General features: G+C 60.2%; 15 protein-coding genes and 1 pseudogene. 6 read left to right on the forward strand and 10 right to left on the reverse strand.

Annotated elements, in window-relative coordinates; genetic code table 11:
* Nucleotides 1-143: 143 nt before the first annotated feature.
* On the forward strand, nt 144-605 hold the full coding sequence (locus QNH97_RS22900) for an REP-associated tyrosine transposase (RefSeq protein WP_283554031.1): 462 nt from the start codon (nt 144-146) through the stop codon (nt 603-605).
* A gap of 331 nt (nt 606-936) precedes the next feature.
* A complete protein-coding gene (locus QNH97_RS22905) occupies nt 937-4,044 on the forward strand; it encodes a transglycosylase domain-containing protein (RefSeq protein WP_283554032.1) in 3,108 nt (1,035 codons plus the stop codon).
* 164 nt (nt 4,045-4,208) lie between these two features.
* Here the strand turns inward: QNH97_RS22905 and QNH97_RS22910 are convergent, their stop codons facing one another.
* The 10 genes and pseudogenes from QNH97_RS22910 to QNH97_RS22955 form a co-directional block, all read right to left on the reverse strand.
* Nucleotides 4,209-4,700, reverse strand: a complete 492-nt coding sequence (locus QNH97_RS22910; RefSeq protein ID WP_283554033.1) for a CS1 type fimbrial major subunit — start codon at nt 4,698-4,700, stop codon at nt 4,209-4,211.
* Between the two features lie 55 nt (nt 4,701-4,755).
* Nucleotides 4,756-5,250, reverse strand: coding sequence for a CS1 type fimbrial major subunit (locus QNH97_RS22915; protein WP_283554034.1), 495 nt, complete (start codon nt 5,248-5,250; stop codon nt 4,756-4,758).
* A 57-nt stretch (nt 5,251-5,307) separates the two neighbouring features.
* Nucleotides 5,308-5,805, reverse strand: a complete 498-nt coding sequence (locus QNH97_RS22920; protein ID WP_283554035.1) for a CS1 type fimbrial major subunit — start codon at nt 5,803-5,805, stop codon at nt 5,308-5,310.
* Nucleotides 5,806-6,023: 218 nt separating this feature from the next.
* A complete protein-coding gene (locus tag QNH97_RS22925; RefSeq protein WP_283554036.1) occupies nt 6,024-6,506 on the reverse strand; it encodes a CS1 type fimbrial major subunit in 483 nt (160 codons plus the stop codon).
* 44 nt (nt 6,507-6,550) lie between these two features.
* The gene (locus QNH97_RS22930; RefSeq protein ID WP_283554037.1) at nt 6,551-7,294 is read right to left on the reverse strand and encodes a molecular chaperone; all 744 of its coding nucleotides are present in this window, start codon (nt 7,292-7,294) and stop codon (nt 6,551-6,553) included.
* Between the two features lie 75 nt (nt 7,295-7,369).
* Complete coding sequence (locus QNH97_RS22935) at nt 7,370-7,825, reverse strand: hypothetical protein (protein ID WP_283554038.1); 456 nt, start codon at nt 7,823-7,825, stop codon at nt 7,370-7,372.
* Nucleotides 7,782-8,594 carry a hypothetical protein gene (locus QNH97_RS22940; RefSeq protein ID WP_283554039.1) on the reverse strand — a complete coding sequence of 271 codons (813 nt, stop codon included), beginning with the start codon at nt 8,592-8,594 and terminating at the stop codon, nt 7,782-7,784. The genes QNH97_RS22935 and QNH97_RS22940 overlap by 44 nt, the downstream gene beginning before the upstream one ends.
* Nucleotides 8,595-8,661: 67 nt before the next feature.
* The gene (locus QNH97_RS22945; protein ID WP_283554040.1) at nt 8,662-9,915 is read right to left on the reverse strand and encodes a hypothetical protein; all 1,254 of its coding nucleotides are present in this window, start codon (nt 9,913-9,915) and stop codon (nt 8,662-8,664) included.
* Nucleotides 9,916-10,009: 94 nt separating this feature from the next.
* Complete coding sequence (locus tag QNH97_RS22950) at nt 10,010-12,544, reverse strand: CS1-pili formation C-terminal domain-containing protein (protein WP_283554041.1); 2,535 nt, start codon at nt 12,542-12,544, stop codon at nt 10,010-10,012.
* A 126-nt stretch (nt 12,545-12,670) separates the two neighbouring features.
* A pseudogene (locus QNH97_RS22955) lies at nt 12,671-13,155 on the reverse strand (CS1 type fimbrial major subunit).
* Nucleotides 13,156-13,582: 427 nt separating this feature from the next.
* Between QNH97_RS22955 and QNH97_RS22960 the strand changes: the two are divergent.
* From QNH97_RS22960 to purT, 4 genes are all read left to right on the forward strand, one after another.
* Nucleotides 13,583-14,146, forward strand: a complete 564-nt coding sequence (locus QNH97_RS22960) for a PadR family transcriptional regulator (RefSeq protein WP_283554042.1) — start codon at nt 13,583-13,585, stop codon at nt 14,144-14,146.
* The gene (locus tag QNH97_RS22965; protein ID WP_283554043.1) at nt 14,143-14,928 is read left to right on the forward strand and encodes a siderophore-interacting protein; all 786 of its coding nucleotides are present in this window, start codon (nt 14,143-14,145) and stop codon (nt 14,926-14,928) included. The genes QNH97_RS22960 and QNH97_RS22965 overlap by 4 nt, the downstream gene beginning before the upstream one ends.
* Nucleotides 14,929-15,156: 228 nt before the next feature.
* Nucleotides 15,157-15,624 carry a preQ0 transporter gene (locus QNH97_RS22970; RefSeq protein WP_283554044.1) on the forward strand — a complete coding sequence of 156 codons (468 nt, stop codon included), beginning with the start codon at nt 15,157-15,159 and terminating at the stop codon, nt 15,622-15,624.
* A gap of 102 nt (nt 15,625-15,726) precedes the next feature.
* Entirely contained in the window at nt 15,727-16,908 is a 1,182-nt protein-coding gene (gene purT / locus QNH97_RS22975; RefSeq protein ID WP_092456414.1) for a formate-dependent phosphoribosylglycinamide formyltransferase, read from the forward strand.
* Nucleotides 16,909-17,653 lie beyond the last annotated feature (745 nt).

The raw sequence follows: 17,653 nt of genomic DNA on the forward strand, positions 1-17,653 counted from the left end.
GCGGCTTCGCCACCCAGCGGGAGCAAGCTCCCTCGCCACGGGTACTACATCGTTTTCAGAAAATTCGTTCAATCATCACCGCGTCGGATTGTCGAGGGCGGAGCTACCGTAAGTGGGTACCCCCAACCACAGGAAGCCAAGGAATGCGTCCTCTACGTCCAAACTCTCATCGCCTGCGTCATGGCCGCTCTTCGGAACGTGGACGAGGTTATCTCGTCACTACGGTCACACACCAACGGGCGCCTATTTTCAAGGACCTGCGACTGGGTCGCTTACTGATTGCAGAAATGCGTCTGGCTCATGAGCGAGGCTTGGTTAATTCGCTCGCCTGGGTTGTGATGCCAGACCATCTGCATTGGTTAGTGCAACTGGAACAAGCCCAACTCTCTCAGGTAATGCAGACGATCAAATCCCGCAGCACTCTTACAATCAATCGAGCCATGAACAGAAACGGCGCCTTTTGGCAAAGCGGCTTCCATGACTGCGCGATCCGCGATAACCAATCCCTTCGCCCCGCTGCCGACTACATCACCGCCAATCCTATTCGCGCTGGGCTGGTGGAGCATATTGGCGACTACCCGCATTGGGATACTGCATGGATCTAATCGTTTTTTGAGCCAAGGCTGACGCCCCCCACTCTTGAAGCCACCGGGCACCTGTGGCGAGGGAGCTTGCTCCCGCTGGGTGGCGCAGCCGCCCCCGCTTTTCCCATCCGTTGGAAATTTTTCGGCTGCCATTTTTGCGTCTGCTGCGCAGCCGAGCGGGAGCAAGCTCCCTCGCCATAGAAGCTAGTCAGCCAGATGATCAGTCAGCCAATCAGCTAATCCGTCAGCCAGACCGGCAATGACATCAGCCCACAATTTCCCCTCCCCCACGCCAACCACCGTCTAAGCTTCAAGCAAGTCCGATCAATCTGCGTGAATGGATCAGTCGACTATGGGCGCTTTATGGCAAACCGATCCGAATAAACCTATGGTCCCGACTGAACGTATGGAAGAAGCACCTTTACCCCAAAAAACTCGCCGCGCACGGCATGGCTGGCGGGCGTTCTGGTTGTTGTTGCTGATTATCGTCGTGGTGGTCGGCCTGGCGGTGGCCAAGGAAATGCGCACGTCGCGGTTTCAGGCCGAGGAGCTCAGCAAGTACGCCGCGTCCCTGGGCTATTCAGTGCAACCGGGCCCCAGCGATGCCATCGTCTATCCCGGCGCAGGCCCGTTCGACCGGCGGTTGGGCTACAGCGCCCTGGGGGAATTCCTGCCGCGTCTGCTCAAGCGCGACTACGTGATCCAGGCCCAGGCGCGTTTCTCGCCGGCCTTGATGGATTACGTCGAAAAAGGCCTGTTCGTGCCCTACGCGGAAAAGATCCAGGCCGGTCTGACCATCACCGACTGCCGCGCCGCGCCGGTGTATCAGTTCAAGTACCCGCAGCAGCTGTATGCGAGTTTCGACGCGATCCCGCCCGTAGTGGTGCAAAGCCTGCTGTTTATCGAAAACCGCTTTCTGCTCGACCCCAAGCACCCCCAGGCCAACCCGGCGGTGGACTGGCCGCGTTTTGGCATGGCGGCCTGGTCGCAAGTGGCCAAGCTGTTGAGTTTGCCGGGCCAGTCCGCCGGGGGCAGCACACTGGCGACGCAACTGGAAAAATACCGCCATTCCCCCGAAGGCCTCACCGTGTCGGGCGCGGAGAAAATCCGCCAGATGATCTCCGCCAGCGTGCGCGCCTACCAGGCCGGTCCGCAAACCCTCGAGGCTCGGCAGCGGGTCGTGCGCGACTACCTCAACAGCGTGCCGCTCTCCGCCGTGCCGGGGCATGGTGAAGTCCATGGCATGGCTGAAGGCTTGCGGGTCTGGTACGGCGCCGATTTCAACCGGGCCAATGAACGCCTGGCCAGCACCGCGACCGATCCCCGGAGCCTGGCGGAGAAGGGCCTGGCCCTGCGGGAAATGCTGTCATTGATGATCGCTCAGCGGCGCCCTTCTCACTTCCTGTCCAAGGGCCGTGACGAACTGGCGCGCCTGACCGACAGCCACGTCCGATTGCTGGCGCAAAACGGCGTCATCGATGCGCCCCTGGCCGAGGCTACCCTGGCCAGCAAGGTCAGTTATCGCGACTGGGTCCAGGACCCGACCGTGCAGCCCAACGAAACCAACAAAGGCATCAGCGCCGCCCGCAGTCGTCTCGCCAACCTGCTCAACCGCCCGCTGTACGACCTCGATCGCCTGGATCTTTCCGCCACCAGCACCCTGCAAAGTGACTTGCAGGCCCAGGCCACCGAGTACCTCAAGCGTTTGGCCGACCCGGCCTTCGCTGCCGAGATCGGCCTGATGGGCGAACGCTTGCTGACCCCCACCAGCACCACCCAGGTGCGCTACAGCTTCACCCTGCTGGAACTGACCCCCGACGGCTCGCGAGTTCGGGTGCAAACCGACAGCACCGACCAGCCCTTCGACATCAACGAAGGCAGCAAACTGGAACTGGGCTCCACCGCCAAGTTGCGGGTCCTCACCACGTACCTGCAGATCATTGCCGAACTGCATGATCGCTATGCCCAGCAAACTCCGGCGGCGTTGAAGAAAACCGACATTTCCGACCAGGACCGCCTCTCCCGCTGGGCCGTCGACTACCTGATCCAGAACACCGACCGCAGCCTGCCGAAAATGCTCGAAGCTGCCCTGGACCGTACCTATTCCGCCAGCCCCGGCGAGGCGTTCTTCACCGGTGGCGGGCTGCACACCTTCCACAACTTCCGCAACGAGGACAACGGCCGCATCCCGACCTTGCGCGACTCCCTGCGCGAGTCGATCAACCTGCCGTTCATCCGCCTGATGCGCGACCTGGTGCGCTACGCCACCTACGCTGGCCCGAGCAACAGCGCCGAATTGCTCAAGGACGACAAGGACCCGCGCCGCCAGGAATACCTGGCCCAATTCGCCGACCGCGAAGGCACCTCGTTCCTGCTCAAGTTCTGGAAGAAATACCAGAAAAAAGACACGGGTCAGCGTCTCGAAACCTTCCTCGACAGCATGCACCCCACGGCGATCCGCCTGGCCGCCGTGCACCGGTACTTCTTTCCCAACGACAGCCAGGAAAGCTTCAACCGCTTCGTGCGCTCGCACCTCAAGTCGGCCAAGAGCGCCGAAAAACTCACCGACGAACGCCTGGAACGGCTCTACCAGAGCTACGGCCCCGGCGCCTATGACCTGCCCGACCAAGGCTTCATCGCCAAGGTCCACCCGCTGGACCTGTGGCTGATGGGTTACCTGCTGAACCACCCCGACGCCAAGTTCAGCCAGATCGTCAAGGCCAGCGAGTTCGAGCGCCAGGAGGTCTATAGCTGGCTGTTCAAGAGTCGGCACAAGAGCGCCCGCGACAGCCGCATCCGCACCATGCTGGAGATCGAAGCGTTCCTGGATATCCACCAGCGCTGGCAGAAAGTCGGCTACCCGTTCGATCACCTGGTGCCGTCGCTCGCCACCGCCATCGGCAGCTCGGGCGACCGCCCCGCTGCACTCGCGGAGCTGGTGGGCACCATCCTCAACGACGGCATCCGCCAACCGGCGCTGCGCGTCGACAGCCTGGACTTTGCCGTCAATACGCCCTATGAGACGCGGCTGGTCAACGATCCGGATAAAGGCAAGCGAGTGATGCCGGTGGAAGTGGCCCAGGCCTTACGCGGCGCGCTGTCCCAGGTGGTCGATGCCGGCACCGCGAAACGGGTGGCCGGCAGTTTCAAGCTGGCCGACGGTACACCGCTGGCCATGGGCGGCAAGACCGGCACCGGCGACAACCGCATCGAAGCCGTCGGCTCGGGTGGGAGAGTGATCAGTTCCAAATCGATCAACCGCACCGCCACCTTCGTGTTCTACATCGGCGACAGCCATTTCGGCACCCTCACCGCCTTTGTCCCGGGGGCTTCGGCGCAGAACTTCAAGTTCACCTCGGCCTTGCCGGTGCAGGTGCTCAAGGGCATGGCGCCGTTTCTGTCGCCCTACTTGCAGCCGGGTAGCCAGACCCAGTGCAAGCCGTTGGTGGCTCGGCAATGAGTTCCAGCAGTGAGAGGGGCAGACACATGTGGCGAGGGAGCTTGCTCCCGCTGGGGCGCGTAGCGGCCCTGAAACCTGGCGACGCGGTGGATCAGGGGGATTGAGTGGCCCTTGAGGGGGCTGCTTCGCAGCCCAGCGGGAGCAAGCTCCCTCGCCACACAAAGTCAGAGGGTTACACGGGGTACCGCATCGAAGATGACAGTGAAGTTCCCGGTGTACAGGCCAGGCGTGCGAGGGATGGGCCAATGACTCGCATGGATGAACATCTCCACCTGGGTCCCTGGCGTGGATGTGGCGTCATCTACTACTTCTTGAGGCAACTCGTTCAAGAATACGTCGTTGAAAAAGACACGCAGAGGTATGCGCACACTACCATTAGACAAAAAAGAGTCCCCCTCAATGTAGGCATGAACCGAGCCATCGGTATTCTTCACATCAAAGGTCTGGCGTATGGAGCTCAAGTCGTAGGTGACAGTGTTGTAATACATGTACTCATCTTTACCAAAATCCGGATTGCGTGGCTGCACATGAAATTGCTTGTTCGGAATGTTCGCGGTGATATGGATCGGTGCGCGGGCATCATCAGCGGCCAATACCAACGTAGGGCTCAGGGCTGCAACAACAAGGGCCGTTACGGACACGATTTTGTTTAACATATTTCTTTCCTTCTGATTAATAAAACGAAGTGGAGACTCCCCGTGGCACGGTGAGTTACAGGCTAACCCGAGGGACTGCGTCGAAGATCACGGTGAATTGCCCGGTGTACAAACCAGTCTGTTCCTGGGGATTAATCGGAAACGCCGTGGAGATGTGCAACTCTGCCGTCATACCTGGCGTGGACGTTACGTCATCAACCACTTCCTTCGGCCAGGTGTTCAGATAAACGTTGTTAAACACAACAGCAATGGGGATCGAGTTACAGCCGTTGAACAGATCGGGTCGCCTATCAATGTAGGCGTGGACCGAACCGTCGGTGTTCTTCACATCAAAGAGCTGGCGCACCGGCGACAACGCGCTAGTCACAGGATTGAAATGCATCACCTCGTTCTTACCAAACTCCGGATCCCGTGGCATCACATGAAATTGCTTATTCGGAATGTTCGCGGTGATATGGATCGATGCGAGTGCATCATCTGCCGCCAACACAAACGAAGGGCTCAGGGTCGCAACGACCAAAGCCGTTACTGACACGATTTTGTTCAACATACTTGTTCTTCTTTTGAGTAATAAAAACGAATTGAAAACTTCCCGCGGCACCGCGAACTACAGGGCCGCAAACCGAGGAACTGCGTCGTAAATCACAGTGAATTGACCGGTGTATAAGCCCGGGTGGCGTTCGACCGACATGGCATTCGGACGGATCAACATCTCGGCCTGGGTGCCTGGTGTGGACGAGGCATCATCGACGACTTCTTGAGGCATGCCGTCGAGATAAACGCCGTTGAACGTAACGCTCAGGGGAATGTGATCCCTGCCATTGTTCAGATAGGCCCTGCCCTCTTGAATGTAGGCATGGATCGAGCCGTCGGTGTTCTTCACGTCGAAGGTCTGGCGTACGGAACTCAGGGAGTTATTCGCGGGGTTGTAATGCATGACCTCGTCCCTGCCGAAATCCGGATTGCGTGGCTGCACATGGAACTGCTTGTTCGGAATATTCGCCGTGATGTGGATGGATGTGCGTGCATCATCCGCCGCCAATGCCCATGAAGGACTCAGGACTGCAACAACCAAGGCTGTTACGGGCACCACTTTTTTTAACATCGATTGACACCTCTTCTGAGTAATAAAACGAAACGCAAACTCCCCCGTGGCGAGGGAGCTTGCTCCCGCTGGGTGGCGAAGCCGCCCCCGCTTTTTCAACCAGCTGGAAATCTCTGACTTGCCATCTTTGCGGCTGCTGCGCAGCCGAGCGGGAGCAAGCTCCCTCGCCACAGGAGATTCGTGGTCCTGACGCCTTCGGGTAGGCTGACCCGCGGGGGTCACGGCGCAACCGCATCGAACACCATATGCACCGTGCCGTAGTAATCACCCGAGCTGTATCCGTCACCGGGCTTGATCGCGGCGATTTCCAGGGGCACCTGGCGTCCGGGCCTGGCCTCGAGGGCCGTCACGACCTGGGTCGAGTCCAGGGTCAGTTCGACATTGTTGAACTTCACCCTCAAGTCGATCCGCTCACGGCCATTGGACAGATAAGCCTCCTCGGCCAGGCGCGCACCGATGGCGCCGGTGGTGTTCTTCACTTCATACGTCGCCCGCAGCGAACTGAGCTCGCCGGTGATGGAGCTGAAAGGCAAGCGTTGCTCACGCTGGACCAGTTGCGGGTCGAGGGGCAGCACAAAAAAATCGACCGTCGGAATGGTTACGTGGAGTTCGAAGGTTTCCCGCTCGACCGCTCCCCAGGCCGAAACCCAGGGCAACATCAGCGCGGTCAACGCAAGAGGGCGTAGCAGTGTCTTGGACATATTGATTACCTGTGGCGTCTGCGACGGTTCGGCGACGATAACCGTCAACCCTTGATCTCGACGGCTTGGCTCTTGCCGCCCTCGATCAGCGTGAAGCGGTATTCACGCCCCGACTCCTTGTCGAAGGAAAACGTGCGACCGGCCATAACGTGGTGCTTGGTCGTCGGTCGGCAGTCGCTTTCCGTCTTTGCGTCGCAATCCTTGAACTCATCGATCACCACGACGCTGTTGCCGTTGTTGCGCATCAGGTAGCGATTGGCGCTGTCGTCGATCACCGTCTCGAAACGGGTGTCCTTGGGCCGTACGAAAAACACCGTGCCATAGCCCGCCAGGACCTTGACCCCCGCCGCTACGCGCTCCTTCTTGTACGCTTCGCGTTCCTCGGCGCTGACGGCGAATTCATCCTCGGCTTCCGGCACCACCGGCACGAAACGCACCCGGAAGTACCGCTCCTTGTCGCGGTTGCCCATGAACAGCAACCGAGTGCCCTGCATGCCGTTGGCCGGCACGATCAGGCGCGCCGGGCTGGCCATCAGGCCATCCTTGGAGGTGGCGCCGGCCTGGTTCTCCAAAGGCAATTCCTGGTAGCTGCCGTCCTCGTTGTAGACGATCTCCAGGATGTTGACCTTGACGAATGCCGTGGACGTTCCGCCGTTGAACACCCGCTTCATGTAGGTGCTTTTGTCGCCGTCGAGATAGTCGTAGACCACCCCGACACCAATCTGCGGCCCGGCCTGGGCCATGCTGCAAAACAGAAGAAACCCAACCCATGCCAATAGATGTTTCATCACTTCTCTTAACCTCATGTATTAAACGCAACTCACTGATCACTACTTACCGAACTCTGCCGGACGGCACGCCATTCAAACCTCTGAATCCCAGATCACCGTGACGCTGCCGGTATAGGTGTCGGGCGTGCGATCGAGCATCGCTGCGACACTGCTGGTGCGGATCTTGAAATGCAGGGTTCCGAGCTTGCGATCGACATACCTGACCGGGAGAAATCGAACAGGATTGGAAAAGGCCCCAACAGGCACCGTTTGGCGAATGACCGGTTGCCCGTTGGTATTGGTCAAGCCGTCGGGCAGCGTCACATCGACATCCACCGGGTAGTAGATTTCGGAACCCGGCGCCGTGACACCGCACTCGGTGCCGGCCATGTACCGGCACTCAAGACTCATGGTGAAAGGTGAAGACGACGAGATACGGAACTGATGATCGCGAAACAGCACGGTCGGTTTGCTACCGTTACTCAACCAGGCCTTCCAACCCTCTCTAGGCTCCAATTCCGCCCGGCGGAATTTCAACCTTGAGGACATGCTCGACATCCAGGGTGAAATTGAGCGTGAGCGCCGAATCATTGGGGATCACGACGTCACCGAAATCAAAATCCTGGCCCGGCCCGATGCCGAGATTCAGTGAGCCGCGGTACTGGCCGCCCGCCATTTGCAAAGGATTGGGCGTGCGCAGCTCGTAGGCAAAGCTCAAGCCCTGGTACTCGAATCGAGGAATCAGGTAGCGGGCCGGTTTGGCGCAGGCGTCTTCAACCGGAGTCCTCCAGAAGAACCACGCGTGGGAAATGGTCGCCCCCTGTCTTACACAGGGCGCCGGGGCTTGCCACCAGGTCGAGCCGAAGATCATGTTATAGGCGGTTTCGTCACTCACGCCGCCGCCGACGATGTCAGCCGGGCTGGGCGTCAGCCCGATCGCCCCGCCCATTCCGACTACGCGAAATTCAAGCGTTTCGGTATGGCCTGTACCGGTATGGGTCACCTGTACCGTACGCCAGTTAGCCGGTGCCTTGAGCATCGCACCTTGCCGGCTATCTTCATGATTGGCCTGGATCGGCCCCCCCGAAGCGCCTGTACCCAATATCAAGCTGAATATCCCGGCCGACTGGCACAGCACGACGAATTGCTCGCAATAACCGCTGTTTCGGGTGGTGTTGACGAACTTATTCTCGTGGGGCTTTGCGCTATCGGCTCTGAATTGCGCGGTAATGTCCAACGTGGCGGCTTCGACAGCCGGCAAGCAGGCAAGCCAAACTGCGGCAGTCATACCACTTGCCAGTTTTCTCGAAAGTTTCATCTATACAACCTCATGCATCCGAGCAAATCGTGAGGGGGTCAAACATCCATTGAACAGGCTAGGTTTTTTAAACTTCCGAATCCCAGATCACCGTGACGTTGCCGCTATACGCCTTGGCGCCAGTGCCCAGCATCGCGTCGACTTGAGTGCGGCCAACTTCGAAGTGGAGCATTCCCGGCCGGCGATCGACATAGAAGCCCGGCTGGAACAGTTCAGTGCCACTGCCGTCACGCAGTAGCCGGCGACGGTTGACCGGTTGTCCGGCGGCGTCGGTCAAGCCATCGGGCAGGGTCACGCTGACGTCCACTGGCACGGCATGGCCGGTGCCGGTTTCGGAGATCGCGCAGGTATTGCCGCTGACGTATTGGCATTCGAGCCCCATCTTGAAACGTGAGGAGGCCGAGATATGGAAGCGTTGATCGCGGAACAACTGTGTTGGTTTTTGGCCCTGGTTCAGCCAGGCTTGCCAGCCGCCTTGGGGAACCAATTCGACGCGGTTGCCGCCGGGGGGGATTTCGATTTTGAGGGTGTGTTGGACTTCGAGATTGAAGTTGAGTGTGATCGTCGAGTCGTTGGGGATCATGACATCGCCCAGGTCGAAGTCCTGTCCTGGCCCGACGGTATAGCTCAAGGTGCCGGTGTAGTGTCCGGTCGACATTTTCAACGGGTTGGGCGTGCGCAGTTCGTAGGCAAAATCCAGGTAGTTGTACCTCATATCGGGTACCCGATATTTAGCCTGTTTGGCGCAAGCATTTTCCTGCGGGGTCTTCCAAAAAAAAGCGTACTGATAAGTGCTGTAGATCGAAACCCCACTGTAGCGGCAGGGCGCCGGAGCATACACCCAAGCACTGCCCCATAGAGCTCCATGAGCCCCGTAGACGGTGCCTCCCCCTACCAGCTCGACGGGGCTCACACTGAGCCGATATTGCGAGCCGATACCGGACACACGAATTTCAACCAGTTCACTTTCACCAGTAATCGAGTTGACCACGGTGGCTGTACGCCAATTGGCGGGGACCTTGAACATGGCGCCTTGGCGACTGTCTCCGTGATTGGCCTCAATAGCTTTGGACGAATTGAAAGTAATGGGCATCCGAATACTGAACATGCCAGTGATTTCGCACTCCCGTGGGAGCGTGGCGCAATACCCGCTCACCGGCGTGGTATTGGTGAACTTGTTCTCCGTGGGTTTCGCCGGATCAGGCCGAAAACGCGCACTGATATCCTGGATCAATGCACTGGCCGTTGTCGGGCCAGCAAGAAGCGAGGCAAACAACAGCACCGAAACCACGCTGCGCACGGCTACCGATAAGGGTTTCATCTATACAACCTCATACATCAAAGCGAATCCCTGCAAATTGGAGAAAGAACCTTCACGCGGGGCGCGAACCTTGCTCCCCACGACACATCAGGATTCAGGAACGCTGCCGGTCCTTCCCGGCCTCGCCCAATGAGTTATCCGCCAGGGTGTCCGGCGTGCAGCGCAAATCACCGATCATCAACACATCGCCTTCGCGGTTGGCGTTGTCCGGGTCGAGGCGGAAGCGGCAGAACAATTCACTGCCGTAGCGCACTTCCAGGGTCGGTGAGCTGGCGTTCATTTCCATGGAGAAGAACCCATCCGCCTCGCTGACGCCGCGACTGGCGTGGTTGATCACGTGATGGCCCCGAAGCGGCTCGCCCTCTCCGTCCACCAGGCGCCCGAGCACGGTCACGGTTTTCATCACGTGGACCTTGCGGTAATCCACGCCGCCTTTGTTCAGGTGATAACGGGTACGCGCAGGCTCGATGTTCGCCGCCGGTGGGTGCACGCCGTCGAAGTCGAAGGTCACCATGCTGTTCTTGTAGGCGGTGATGGGGATGAAATTGCGGCCCGGGCGCAACGCCGTGCTGCCACCGGTCAAATCGTCGGCACGCAGGGCGACACCGTCCAGATCGGTTTCCACATCGACGATCATCCCCGCGCCCCGCCCTTGGGGCAGGCCGGTGAAGGCGGTTTTCTGGCCGCCCACGGCCACGGTGCTGCTCAGGTTCAAGCCGCCGGTGAGGTTGTCGTTATAGGACGAGCGCTGGACGAAACCGTCGCCGTACAGCGAATCGGTCATGAAACTGGCAATGCCGGACAGGCCCACGCCATAAGTGTCGGCCATTGCCGTGGCGGAAACACTTTGCAAGACGTGATCCTGCAGGTCCCGGCGATAGGTCACCGAGGCATTATGGTCGCGGTCCCCGTCCCGTGATGTGCGAGTGCCGATGCTGCCCGACCAGTACTCGCCCGGCCCGCCCAACGCGACACTGATGCTCAGGTCGACGCCGCGGTTGCGCCGGTCGGCGGTGCTCGACGTACCGGGGCGGTCGAATACCGACAACCGCCAGTTGGCATCACTGCCGCCCAGCTTGCCGCGCTGGGTCCAGCCCAAGTCCAGCCCGGTGCCCTGGACATTGCCTTCGCTGTAGGCCAGCCGTCCATTGATGGAGGTCTTGTTGCTCAAGCGATGATTGACCGACAACGAGGAGTTGCTGGTTTGGCCGACGAACACGTTGCGTTGGCGGATGCGGGTGCCGTCCGGCCGGGTTTCATAGGTGTTGCGGGTGTCCAGCCAACTGCGGTTGTGGCTCGCCACGACGCTGCCATGGCCATAGCTGTACAGGCCTTGCACGTCCATGCCGGTGCCGTACTGCTGGGTCTGATAGACGTTGGCGTACAGGCTGGTGTTGCTGGCCAGTGTCCAGTCAATCGAGGTGCCCACTTGCACTTTATCCTGCACCTGGCGCGTGGAGGCGCCGAGGATCACCCGGGGATGCAGCAGATAGTTGAAGCCCAAACCCGCCGTGGTGAAACCCGAGGGCTGGTCTTCCCAGTTGCTCCAAAGCCTGGTTTCGCGCCCGGCGAACAGGTTGTAGCGCCAGCGGTCCTCTGAATTGCTCCAATTATTGGGTTTGTAGACCAGCTCCTGGCTGGTGGCGGTGGTTTGCCCGTCCTCGACCAATCGCACCTCCACTTCGTAGATGCCGCCGGGCAAGGGCCGGGTGTCCAGGCTCTGCAAGCCGGCGCTGACCGCCTGGGTATTGATCAGCAGGCCGTTGCGATAGATCTCCACCGAAGCCTGGCGGCTGGCGGTGACATAAATGGGGTAGACGCTGGGTTTGGGATTTTCCATTACCAGGCTGTCGGAGCTGCCGTACATGACCCCGAGTGCGGTGTCCGGGTTGGCACCGAACGAACGGATCTGACGGTTCAAGCCATCGGAGTTGGGTGTGAAATAACCCAGGCGGAAAAAATTCCCTTCCATCTCCCGTTGGGTATAAAGCTCGTGGACGGCGTGGTACAGCTTGTCGTCCGGGCCGCCAAGACGCGACAGCTGAAGGTCCATTGACTGGCTCCAGTTGCCAATACTGGAACTGGCGTTGAGGCCATAACGCCCGCCCGTGTCCTGTTCCTGGCCACCATTGATATTCAGTTGGTTGTTGAAGATCAGGCCGAGGCTGCCACCTGCCGGCTGATCGTAGTAACGCTTGGTTTCGTTGGCTCGCTCCACATCCCTGGTCAGGATCGACACCAATGAGTTTTCAAGACTGTAGTGCACCGCCAGCAGCCCGGACGGGCAACTGCCTTCACAGGCACCCAGCCTTTGTCCTTGCTTGAGATGTTGCTCCCATTGCTCGATCTCGACCGTTTTTAGCGTGCTGTCCTGCGTGTCGGTGAATTCGAGCAGGGTAATACGATCATCCCGTGTCAAGACCACCATGGCTTCGCCGAGGTACTGTTGATTGAGCTCAACTCGAACCGCCAAAGGCACATCGAAAAAGTGCGATTCAAACTCAGCCGGCAGACCCTTGGCCTGGGCTAGCAGGCTTCTGGGTGTGGTACCGGGGGCAGTCGGCGCAGCCAATGCACTCGCGCACAGAAATAGCGCGAGGGCACCCGCGATGGGTGGCATCGGAAACATCAACGGATTCTCATAATCAGCGAACGATCAGGGCGTTTCAGGTGCGGGCCGCCCGGCTGGGGAGCGCCGGACGGCCTGCGGCAATGCCCAGGCAATGAGGTGAAACTCACCGGGCATCGAGCGGCATCACGGGCGCGGCACGGCGTCGAAGATCACGGTCATGTCAGCGGTGTACAGGCCGTTCTGGGTATCCAGGGGGCGGGCCGGGATGATGGTCATGTCAGCCTGGGTACCTGGAGTCGACGTTGCATCGTCCACTACTTCCTGAGGAAGGGCAGTCAGGGTGACGCCGTTGAACGTGGTGGTCAGGTCGATGGCGTCACGGCCGTTGTACAGCGCTGCCGGGCCACCCTCGATGTAGGCGTGGACCGAACCGTTGGTGTTCTTCACGTCGAAGGTCTGGCGCAGGGAGGTCAAAGTGCCGCTGACCGTGTTGTAGGTCATGACTTCGTCTTTACCAAAGTTCGGGTCACGTGGCTGCACATGGAACTGCAGGGTCGGGATGTTGCCGTGATGTGGATCGAGGAACGAGCATCGTCGAGGGCGAACGCCGCCGAAGAACCCAAGGCAGCAGCGACCAGAGCAGTACCGGATACGAATTGTTTGAGCATGTTGTTAACACCTGTTCTTAGCATAAAGAGAAGGGTTGAAGTTGCAGACCAACAACCACTTGGCCTGCCCCTTCAACGCCGGGGCATGATCGGCTCTCTTTAACTAAAAATAAGCAGGCACTTTCCCATAAGGGTGTAGTACTTCGCGCATACATAACAGGGAAAAAGAAGCAGATTCATATAAAACTGAAGTTTGGCTGTCAGAAACAACCCACATCTCCCGCCTACACGCTATTCAATCATTACAAATGAATGCAACCCCGAACCTTGTCACCCCGGATTTAGAGCATTCATGTAAGGTTTTTTCCGAAAGCAAGTAAGAGCCCTGCAAATAAAAATACTTCTTAGTTCCAGAAAAATATCAAAGATATATCTTCGGATAAAGATATATCTCAGTTCTATCTTATGCAGAATGGAGAGCACGCATATGACAATCACTTATTCCCTGCCCAGGAACGACGGTTTCGAACAGCCCCTGGCAGTCCGTGAGCGTGGCAGCCGTGGTCCACGGGTGTTCGCCCCCGGCGATCTGAAACTGCTGTTGCTGGCGCTGATTGCCGAACAGCCTTGCCATGGCTATGACCTGATCCGCCGGATCGAGAATATGTTCGACGGTGCCTACAGCCCCAGCCCCGGCGTGATCTACCCGACCCTGACCTTCCTGGAAATGAGCTCGTTGGTCACCTGTGGCGTCGACGACGGAAAAAAATGCTACAGCGTGACCGACGCCGGACGTCTATCCCTTGAAGAGCAGGCCGTGGCGCTGGATGAGGTGCTGGGGCGCGTAGAAACACGCAAGCGCACGCTGCGCGGCCATGACCGCCCCGCAGAGATCCACGAAGCGGTGTATAACCTGCGGCAGGCGCTGCAAAAGCATCCTGGCCACTGGAGCCCGGAAGAAATCACGCGGGTATGCGACTTGCTCAACGACACCGCCAAAGCCATTATCGACGGCCCCGACCGTCCACCCGTTTCGGAGTCAACACCATGACTGAAGTCGATCCAAACACCATTCACCGTGTCAATCACGAGGTCAAACGCCGTCGCCTGGAAGTCTTGCGGGTGCAGGACCTGACCCCGCGGATGCGCCGCATCACCGTCGGTGGGCCGGAACTGGCCGGGTTCGTCAGCCTGGGCACTGACGATCACGTGAAGCTGTTTTTCCCGCAGAACGCTGAGGAACGGGCGGCGCTGGAAAGCGTCAACCTCAGCGCCGGCAAGGCCCAGGGTACGTTGCCGGAAATGCGCGACTACACCCCGCGCCGCTATGACCTGGACACTCTGGAGATGGACATCGATTTCGTGCTCCACGGTGACGGCCCTGCCTCGACTTGGGCATCCCAGGCAGCCCCCGGGCAATACCTCGACATCGGTGGGCCACGGGGTTCGATGATCGTGCCGGACATCTTCGACAGCTACCTGCTGATCGGCGACGAAACCGCCCTCCCCGCCATCGCCCGCCGCCTCGAAGGCCTGGCGCCGAACCGACGGGCCCTGGTGGTGGTGGAAGTGGAAAACGGTGCCGAACAGCAGATCCTCCAGAGTCCGGCGCAGGTCCACGTGATCTGGGTGTTGCGCGAAGGTCGCCAGGACAACCTGTTGACCACCGTGCAACAGCTGGAAGTCCCGCCGGGCAAGCTGTACGCCTGGGTTGCCACCGAAAGCAAGCTGTCACGGCAGATTCGCAAGGTGTTGCTGGAGGAGAAAGGCTTGGATCAGGATTTTGTGAAGGCTGTGGGGTATTGGAAGGCGGAGGGGAGTGAGGAGGATTGAAAGGCGGTGTTCTGGCCTCTACTGGCTGAACACAAGACCCGTGGCGAGGGAGCTTGCTCCCGCTGGGCTGCGCAGCAGCCCCCTCTCAAAGGCCACTCAATCAACCTGATCCACCGCGTTGCCTGGTTTTGGGGCCGCTTCGCGGCCCAGCGGGAGCATGCTCCCTCGCCACGGGGCTAACGTTGCCCTTGAGAGTTTTACCCGACACCCCACCAGAGACTCCGCCCCATGCTCTTCCTGATCGCCTACATCGCCAGCGTCGTGCTGATCAACTTCGCATTTTCCGCCGCGCCGCACTTGGACATCATCTGGTCGGCCTGGGGCGGCCTGGTGTTTATCCTGCGGGACATGGTGCAGACCCGCTTCGGCCATGGCGCCATCGTGGCGATGCTGGCGGCGCTGGTGTTGTCCTACGTCACCTCGGACCCGACCATCGCTCTGGCCAGCGCCACGGCATTCGCCGTGTCCGAGTGCATCGACTGGCTGGTCTTCACCATCACCAAACGCCCGTTGCATGATCGGCTGTGGATCAGTTCGGCCCTGAGCATTCCGTTGGACACCTTTATTTTCTTCGGTCTGATCGACGCCCTGACACCGGGTGTGGTGATCACCGCCCTGGCCTCGAAATTCGCCGGGGTCACGGCCGTCTGGCTGATCATGGCCTGGCGTTTACGCAAACAGGCCGTCGCCACCTGAAGCCAAACCCTGCGGTTCATGTAAAATGCCGCGCTTTCTCCCCATGGGAAGCTCGCCCGGCGCGCGACCCTCGATGCTCCGCTCCTGTTTGAGGACCTTCAGATGACCCGTATCGGAACTCCATTGTCGCCCACCGCGACCCGCGTTTTGTTGTGTGGCAGCGGTGAGCTGGGCAAGGAAGTGGTAATCGAACTGCAGCGCCTGGGCGTTGAGGTGATTGCCGTGGATCGCTACGCCAACGCGCCGGCCATGCAAGTGGCCCACCGCAGCCATGTGATCAACATGCTCGACGGCGCCGCCCTGCGCGCGGTGATCGAGGCCGAGAAGCCGCATTTCATCGTGCCGGAAATCGAAGCCATCGCCACTGCGACCCTGGTGGAGCTGGAGGCCGAAGGTTTCACCGTGATCCCCACCGCCCGCGCCGCGCAGCTGACCATGAACCGTGAAGGCATCCGGCGCCTGGCCGCTGAAGAGCTGGGCCTGCCGACCTCGCCGTATTTCTTCGCCGACACCGTCGAAGACTACCGCAAGGCCGTGGAGACCCTGGGTTTCCCATGCGTGGTCAAGCCGGTGATGAGTTCGTCGGGCAAGGGCCAGAGCCTGCTGCGCAGTGCTGATGACGTGCAGAAAGCCTGGGACTACGCCCAGGAAGGCGGCCGTGCCGGCAAAGGCCGGGTGATCATCGAAGGCTTTATCGATTTCGATTATGAAATCACCCTGCTCACCGTGCGCCATGTTGGCGGCACGACGTTCTGCGCGCCAGTCGGCCACCGTCAGGAAAAGGGCGACTACCAGGAATCCTGGCAGCCGCAAGCCATGAGCCCGGTGGCCCTGGCCGAATCCGAGCGCGTGGCCAAGGCCGTGACCGAGGCCCTGGGTGGTCGCGGTCTGTTTGGCGTCGAGCTGTTCATCAAGGGTGACCAGGTGTGGTTCAGCGAAGTTTCGCCACGCCCGCACGACACCGGGCTGGTGACGCTGATTTCCCAGGACCTGTCGCAGTTCGCCTTGCACGCCCGCGCCATTCTCGGCCTGCCGATCCCGCTGATCCGCCAGTTTGGCCCATCGGCTTCGGCGGTGATCCTGGTGGAAGGCCAGTCGACCCAGACCGCTTTCGCCAACCTCGGCGCCGCCCTGAGCGAACCGGACACCGCCCTGCGCCTGTTCGGCAAACCGGAAGTCAACGGCCAGCGCCGCCTGGGCGTGGCCCTGGCCCGCGACGAATCCATCGAAACCGCCCGCGCCAAGGCAACCCGGGCTTCGCAAGCCGTCAAGATCGAGTTGTAAGGCTGGCACAACCCCTGTGGCGAGAGAGCTTGCTCCCGCTGGGGCGCGCAGCGGCCCTGAAACCCGGCGACGCGGTGGGCCAGGTTGATTGAGTGGCCTTTGAGAGGGACTGCTGCGCAGCCCAGCGGGAGCAAGCTCCCTCGCCACAAAAGCATTCCGGTCGGCCAGGAGATTTGCTCTCGAGACTGACACTGATTCGAGGCACTCCCTTAACCCGCACCGTGCACCAATCCCGTGGCGAGGGAGCTTGCTCCCGCTGGGGCGCGCAGCGGCCCTGAAACCCGGCGACGCGGTGGGCCAGGTTGATTGAGTGGCCTTTGAGAGGGACTGCTGCGCAGCCCAGCGGGAGCAAGCTCCCTCGCCACAAAAGCATTCCGGTCGGCCAGGAGATTTGCTCTCGAGACTGACACTGATTCGAGGCACTCCCTTAACCCGCACCGTGCACCAATCCCGTGGCGAGGGAGCTTGCTCCCGCTGGGGCGCGCAGCGGCCCTGAAACCCGGCGACGCGGTGGGCCAGGTTGATTGAGTGGCCTTTGAGAGGGACTGCTGCGCAGCCCAGCGGGAGCAAGCTCCCTCGCCACAAAAGCATTCCGGTCGGCCAGGAGATTTGCTCTCGAGACTGACACTGATTCGAGGCACTCCCTTAACCCGCGCCGTGCACCAATCCCGTGGCGAGGGAGCTTGCTCCCGCTGGGGCGCGCAGCGGCCCTGAAACCCGGACGCGGTGGGCCAGGTTGATTGAG

The sequence above is a fragment of the Pseudomonas sp. G2-4 genome, assembly GCF_030064125.1.
In the GTDB taxonomy this organism is placed as follows: Bacteria; Pseudomonadota; Gammaproteobacteria; order Pseudomonadales; family Pseudomonadaceae; genus Aquipseudomonas.

Excerpts from the sequence above, each read along its gene's own strand:
- QNH97_RS22900 (WP_283554031.1), top strand. The coding sequence starts at position 144 with ATGCGTCCTCTACGTCCAAACTCTCATCGCCTGCGTCATGGCCGCTCT.
- QNH97_RS22905 (WP_283554032.1), top strand. The coding sequence starts at position 937 with ATGGGCGCTTTATGGCAAACCGATCCGAATAAACCTATGGTCCCGACT.
- QNH97_RS22910 (WP_283554033.1), bottom strand. The coding sequence starts at position 4,700 with ATGTTAAACAAAATCGTGTCCGTAACGGCCCTTGTTGTTGCAGCCCTG.
- QNH97_RS22915 (WP_283554034.1), bottom strand. The coding sequence starts at position 5,250 with ATGTTGAACAAAATCGTGTCAGTAACGGCTTTGGTCGTTGCGACCCTG.
- QNH97_RS22920 (WP_283554035.1), bottom strand. The coding sequence starts at position 5,805 with ATGTTAAAAAAAGTGGTGCCCGTAACAGCCTTGGTTGTTGCAGTCCTG.
- QNH97_RS22925 (WP_283554036.1), bottom strand. The coding sequence starts at position 6,506 with ATGTCCAAGACACTGCTACGCCCTCTTGCGTTGACCGCGCTGATGTTG.
- QNH97_RS22930 (WP_283554037.1), bottom strand. The coding sequence starts at position 7,294 with ATGAAACATCTATTGGCATGGGTTGGGTTTCTTCTGTTTTGCAGCATG.
- QNH97_RS22935 (WP_283554038.1), bottom strand. The coding sequence starts at position 7,825 with ATGTCCTCAAGGTTGAAATTCCGCCGGGCGGAATTGGAGCCTAGAGAG.
- QNH97_RS22940 (WP_283554039.1), bottom strand. The coding sequence starts at position 8,594 with ATGAAACTTTCGAGAAAACTGGCAAGTGGTATGACTGCCGCAGTTTGG.
- QNH97_RS22945 (WP_283554040.1), bottom strand. The coding sequence starts at position 9,915 with ATGAAACCCTTATCGGTAGCCGTGCGCAGCGTGGTTTCGGTGCTGTTG.
- QNH97_RS22950 (WP_283554041.1), bottom strand. The coding sequence starts at position 12,544 with ATGTTTCCGATGCCACCCATCGCGGGTGCCCTCGCGCTATTTCTGTGC.
- QNH97_RS22960 (WP_283554042.1), top strand. The coding sequence starts at position 13,583 with ATGACAATCACTTATTCCCTGCCCAGGAACGACGGTTTCGAACAGCCC.
- QNH97_RS22965 (WP_283554043.1), top strand. The coding sequence starts at position 14,143 with ATGACTGAAGTCGATCCAAACACCATTCACCGTGTCAATCACGAGGTC.
- QNH97_RS22970 (WP_283554044.1), top strand. The coding sequence starts at position 15,157 with ATGCTCTTCCTGATCGCCTACATCGCCAGCGTCGTGCTGATCAACTTC.
- purT (WP_092456414.1), top strand. The coding sequence starts at position 15,727 with ATGACCCGTATCGGAACTCCATTGTCGCCCACCGCGACCCGCGTTTTG.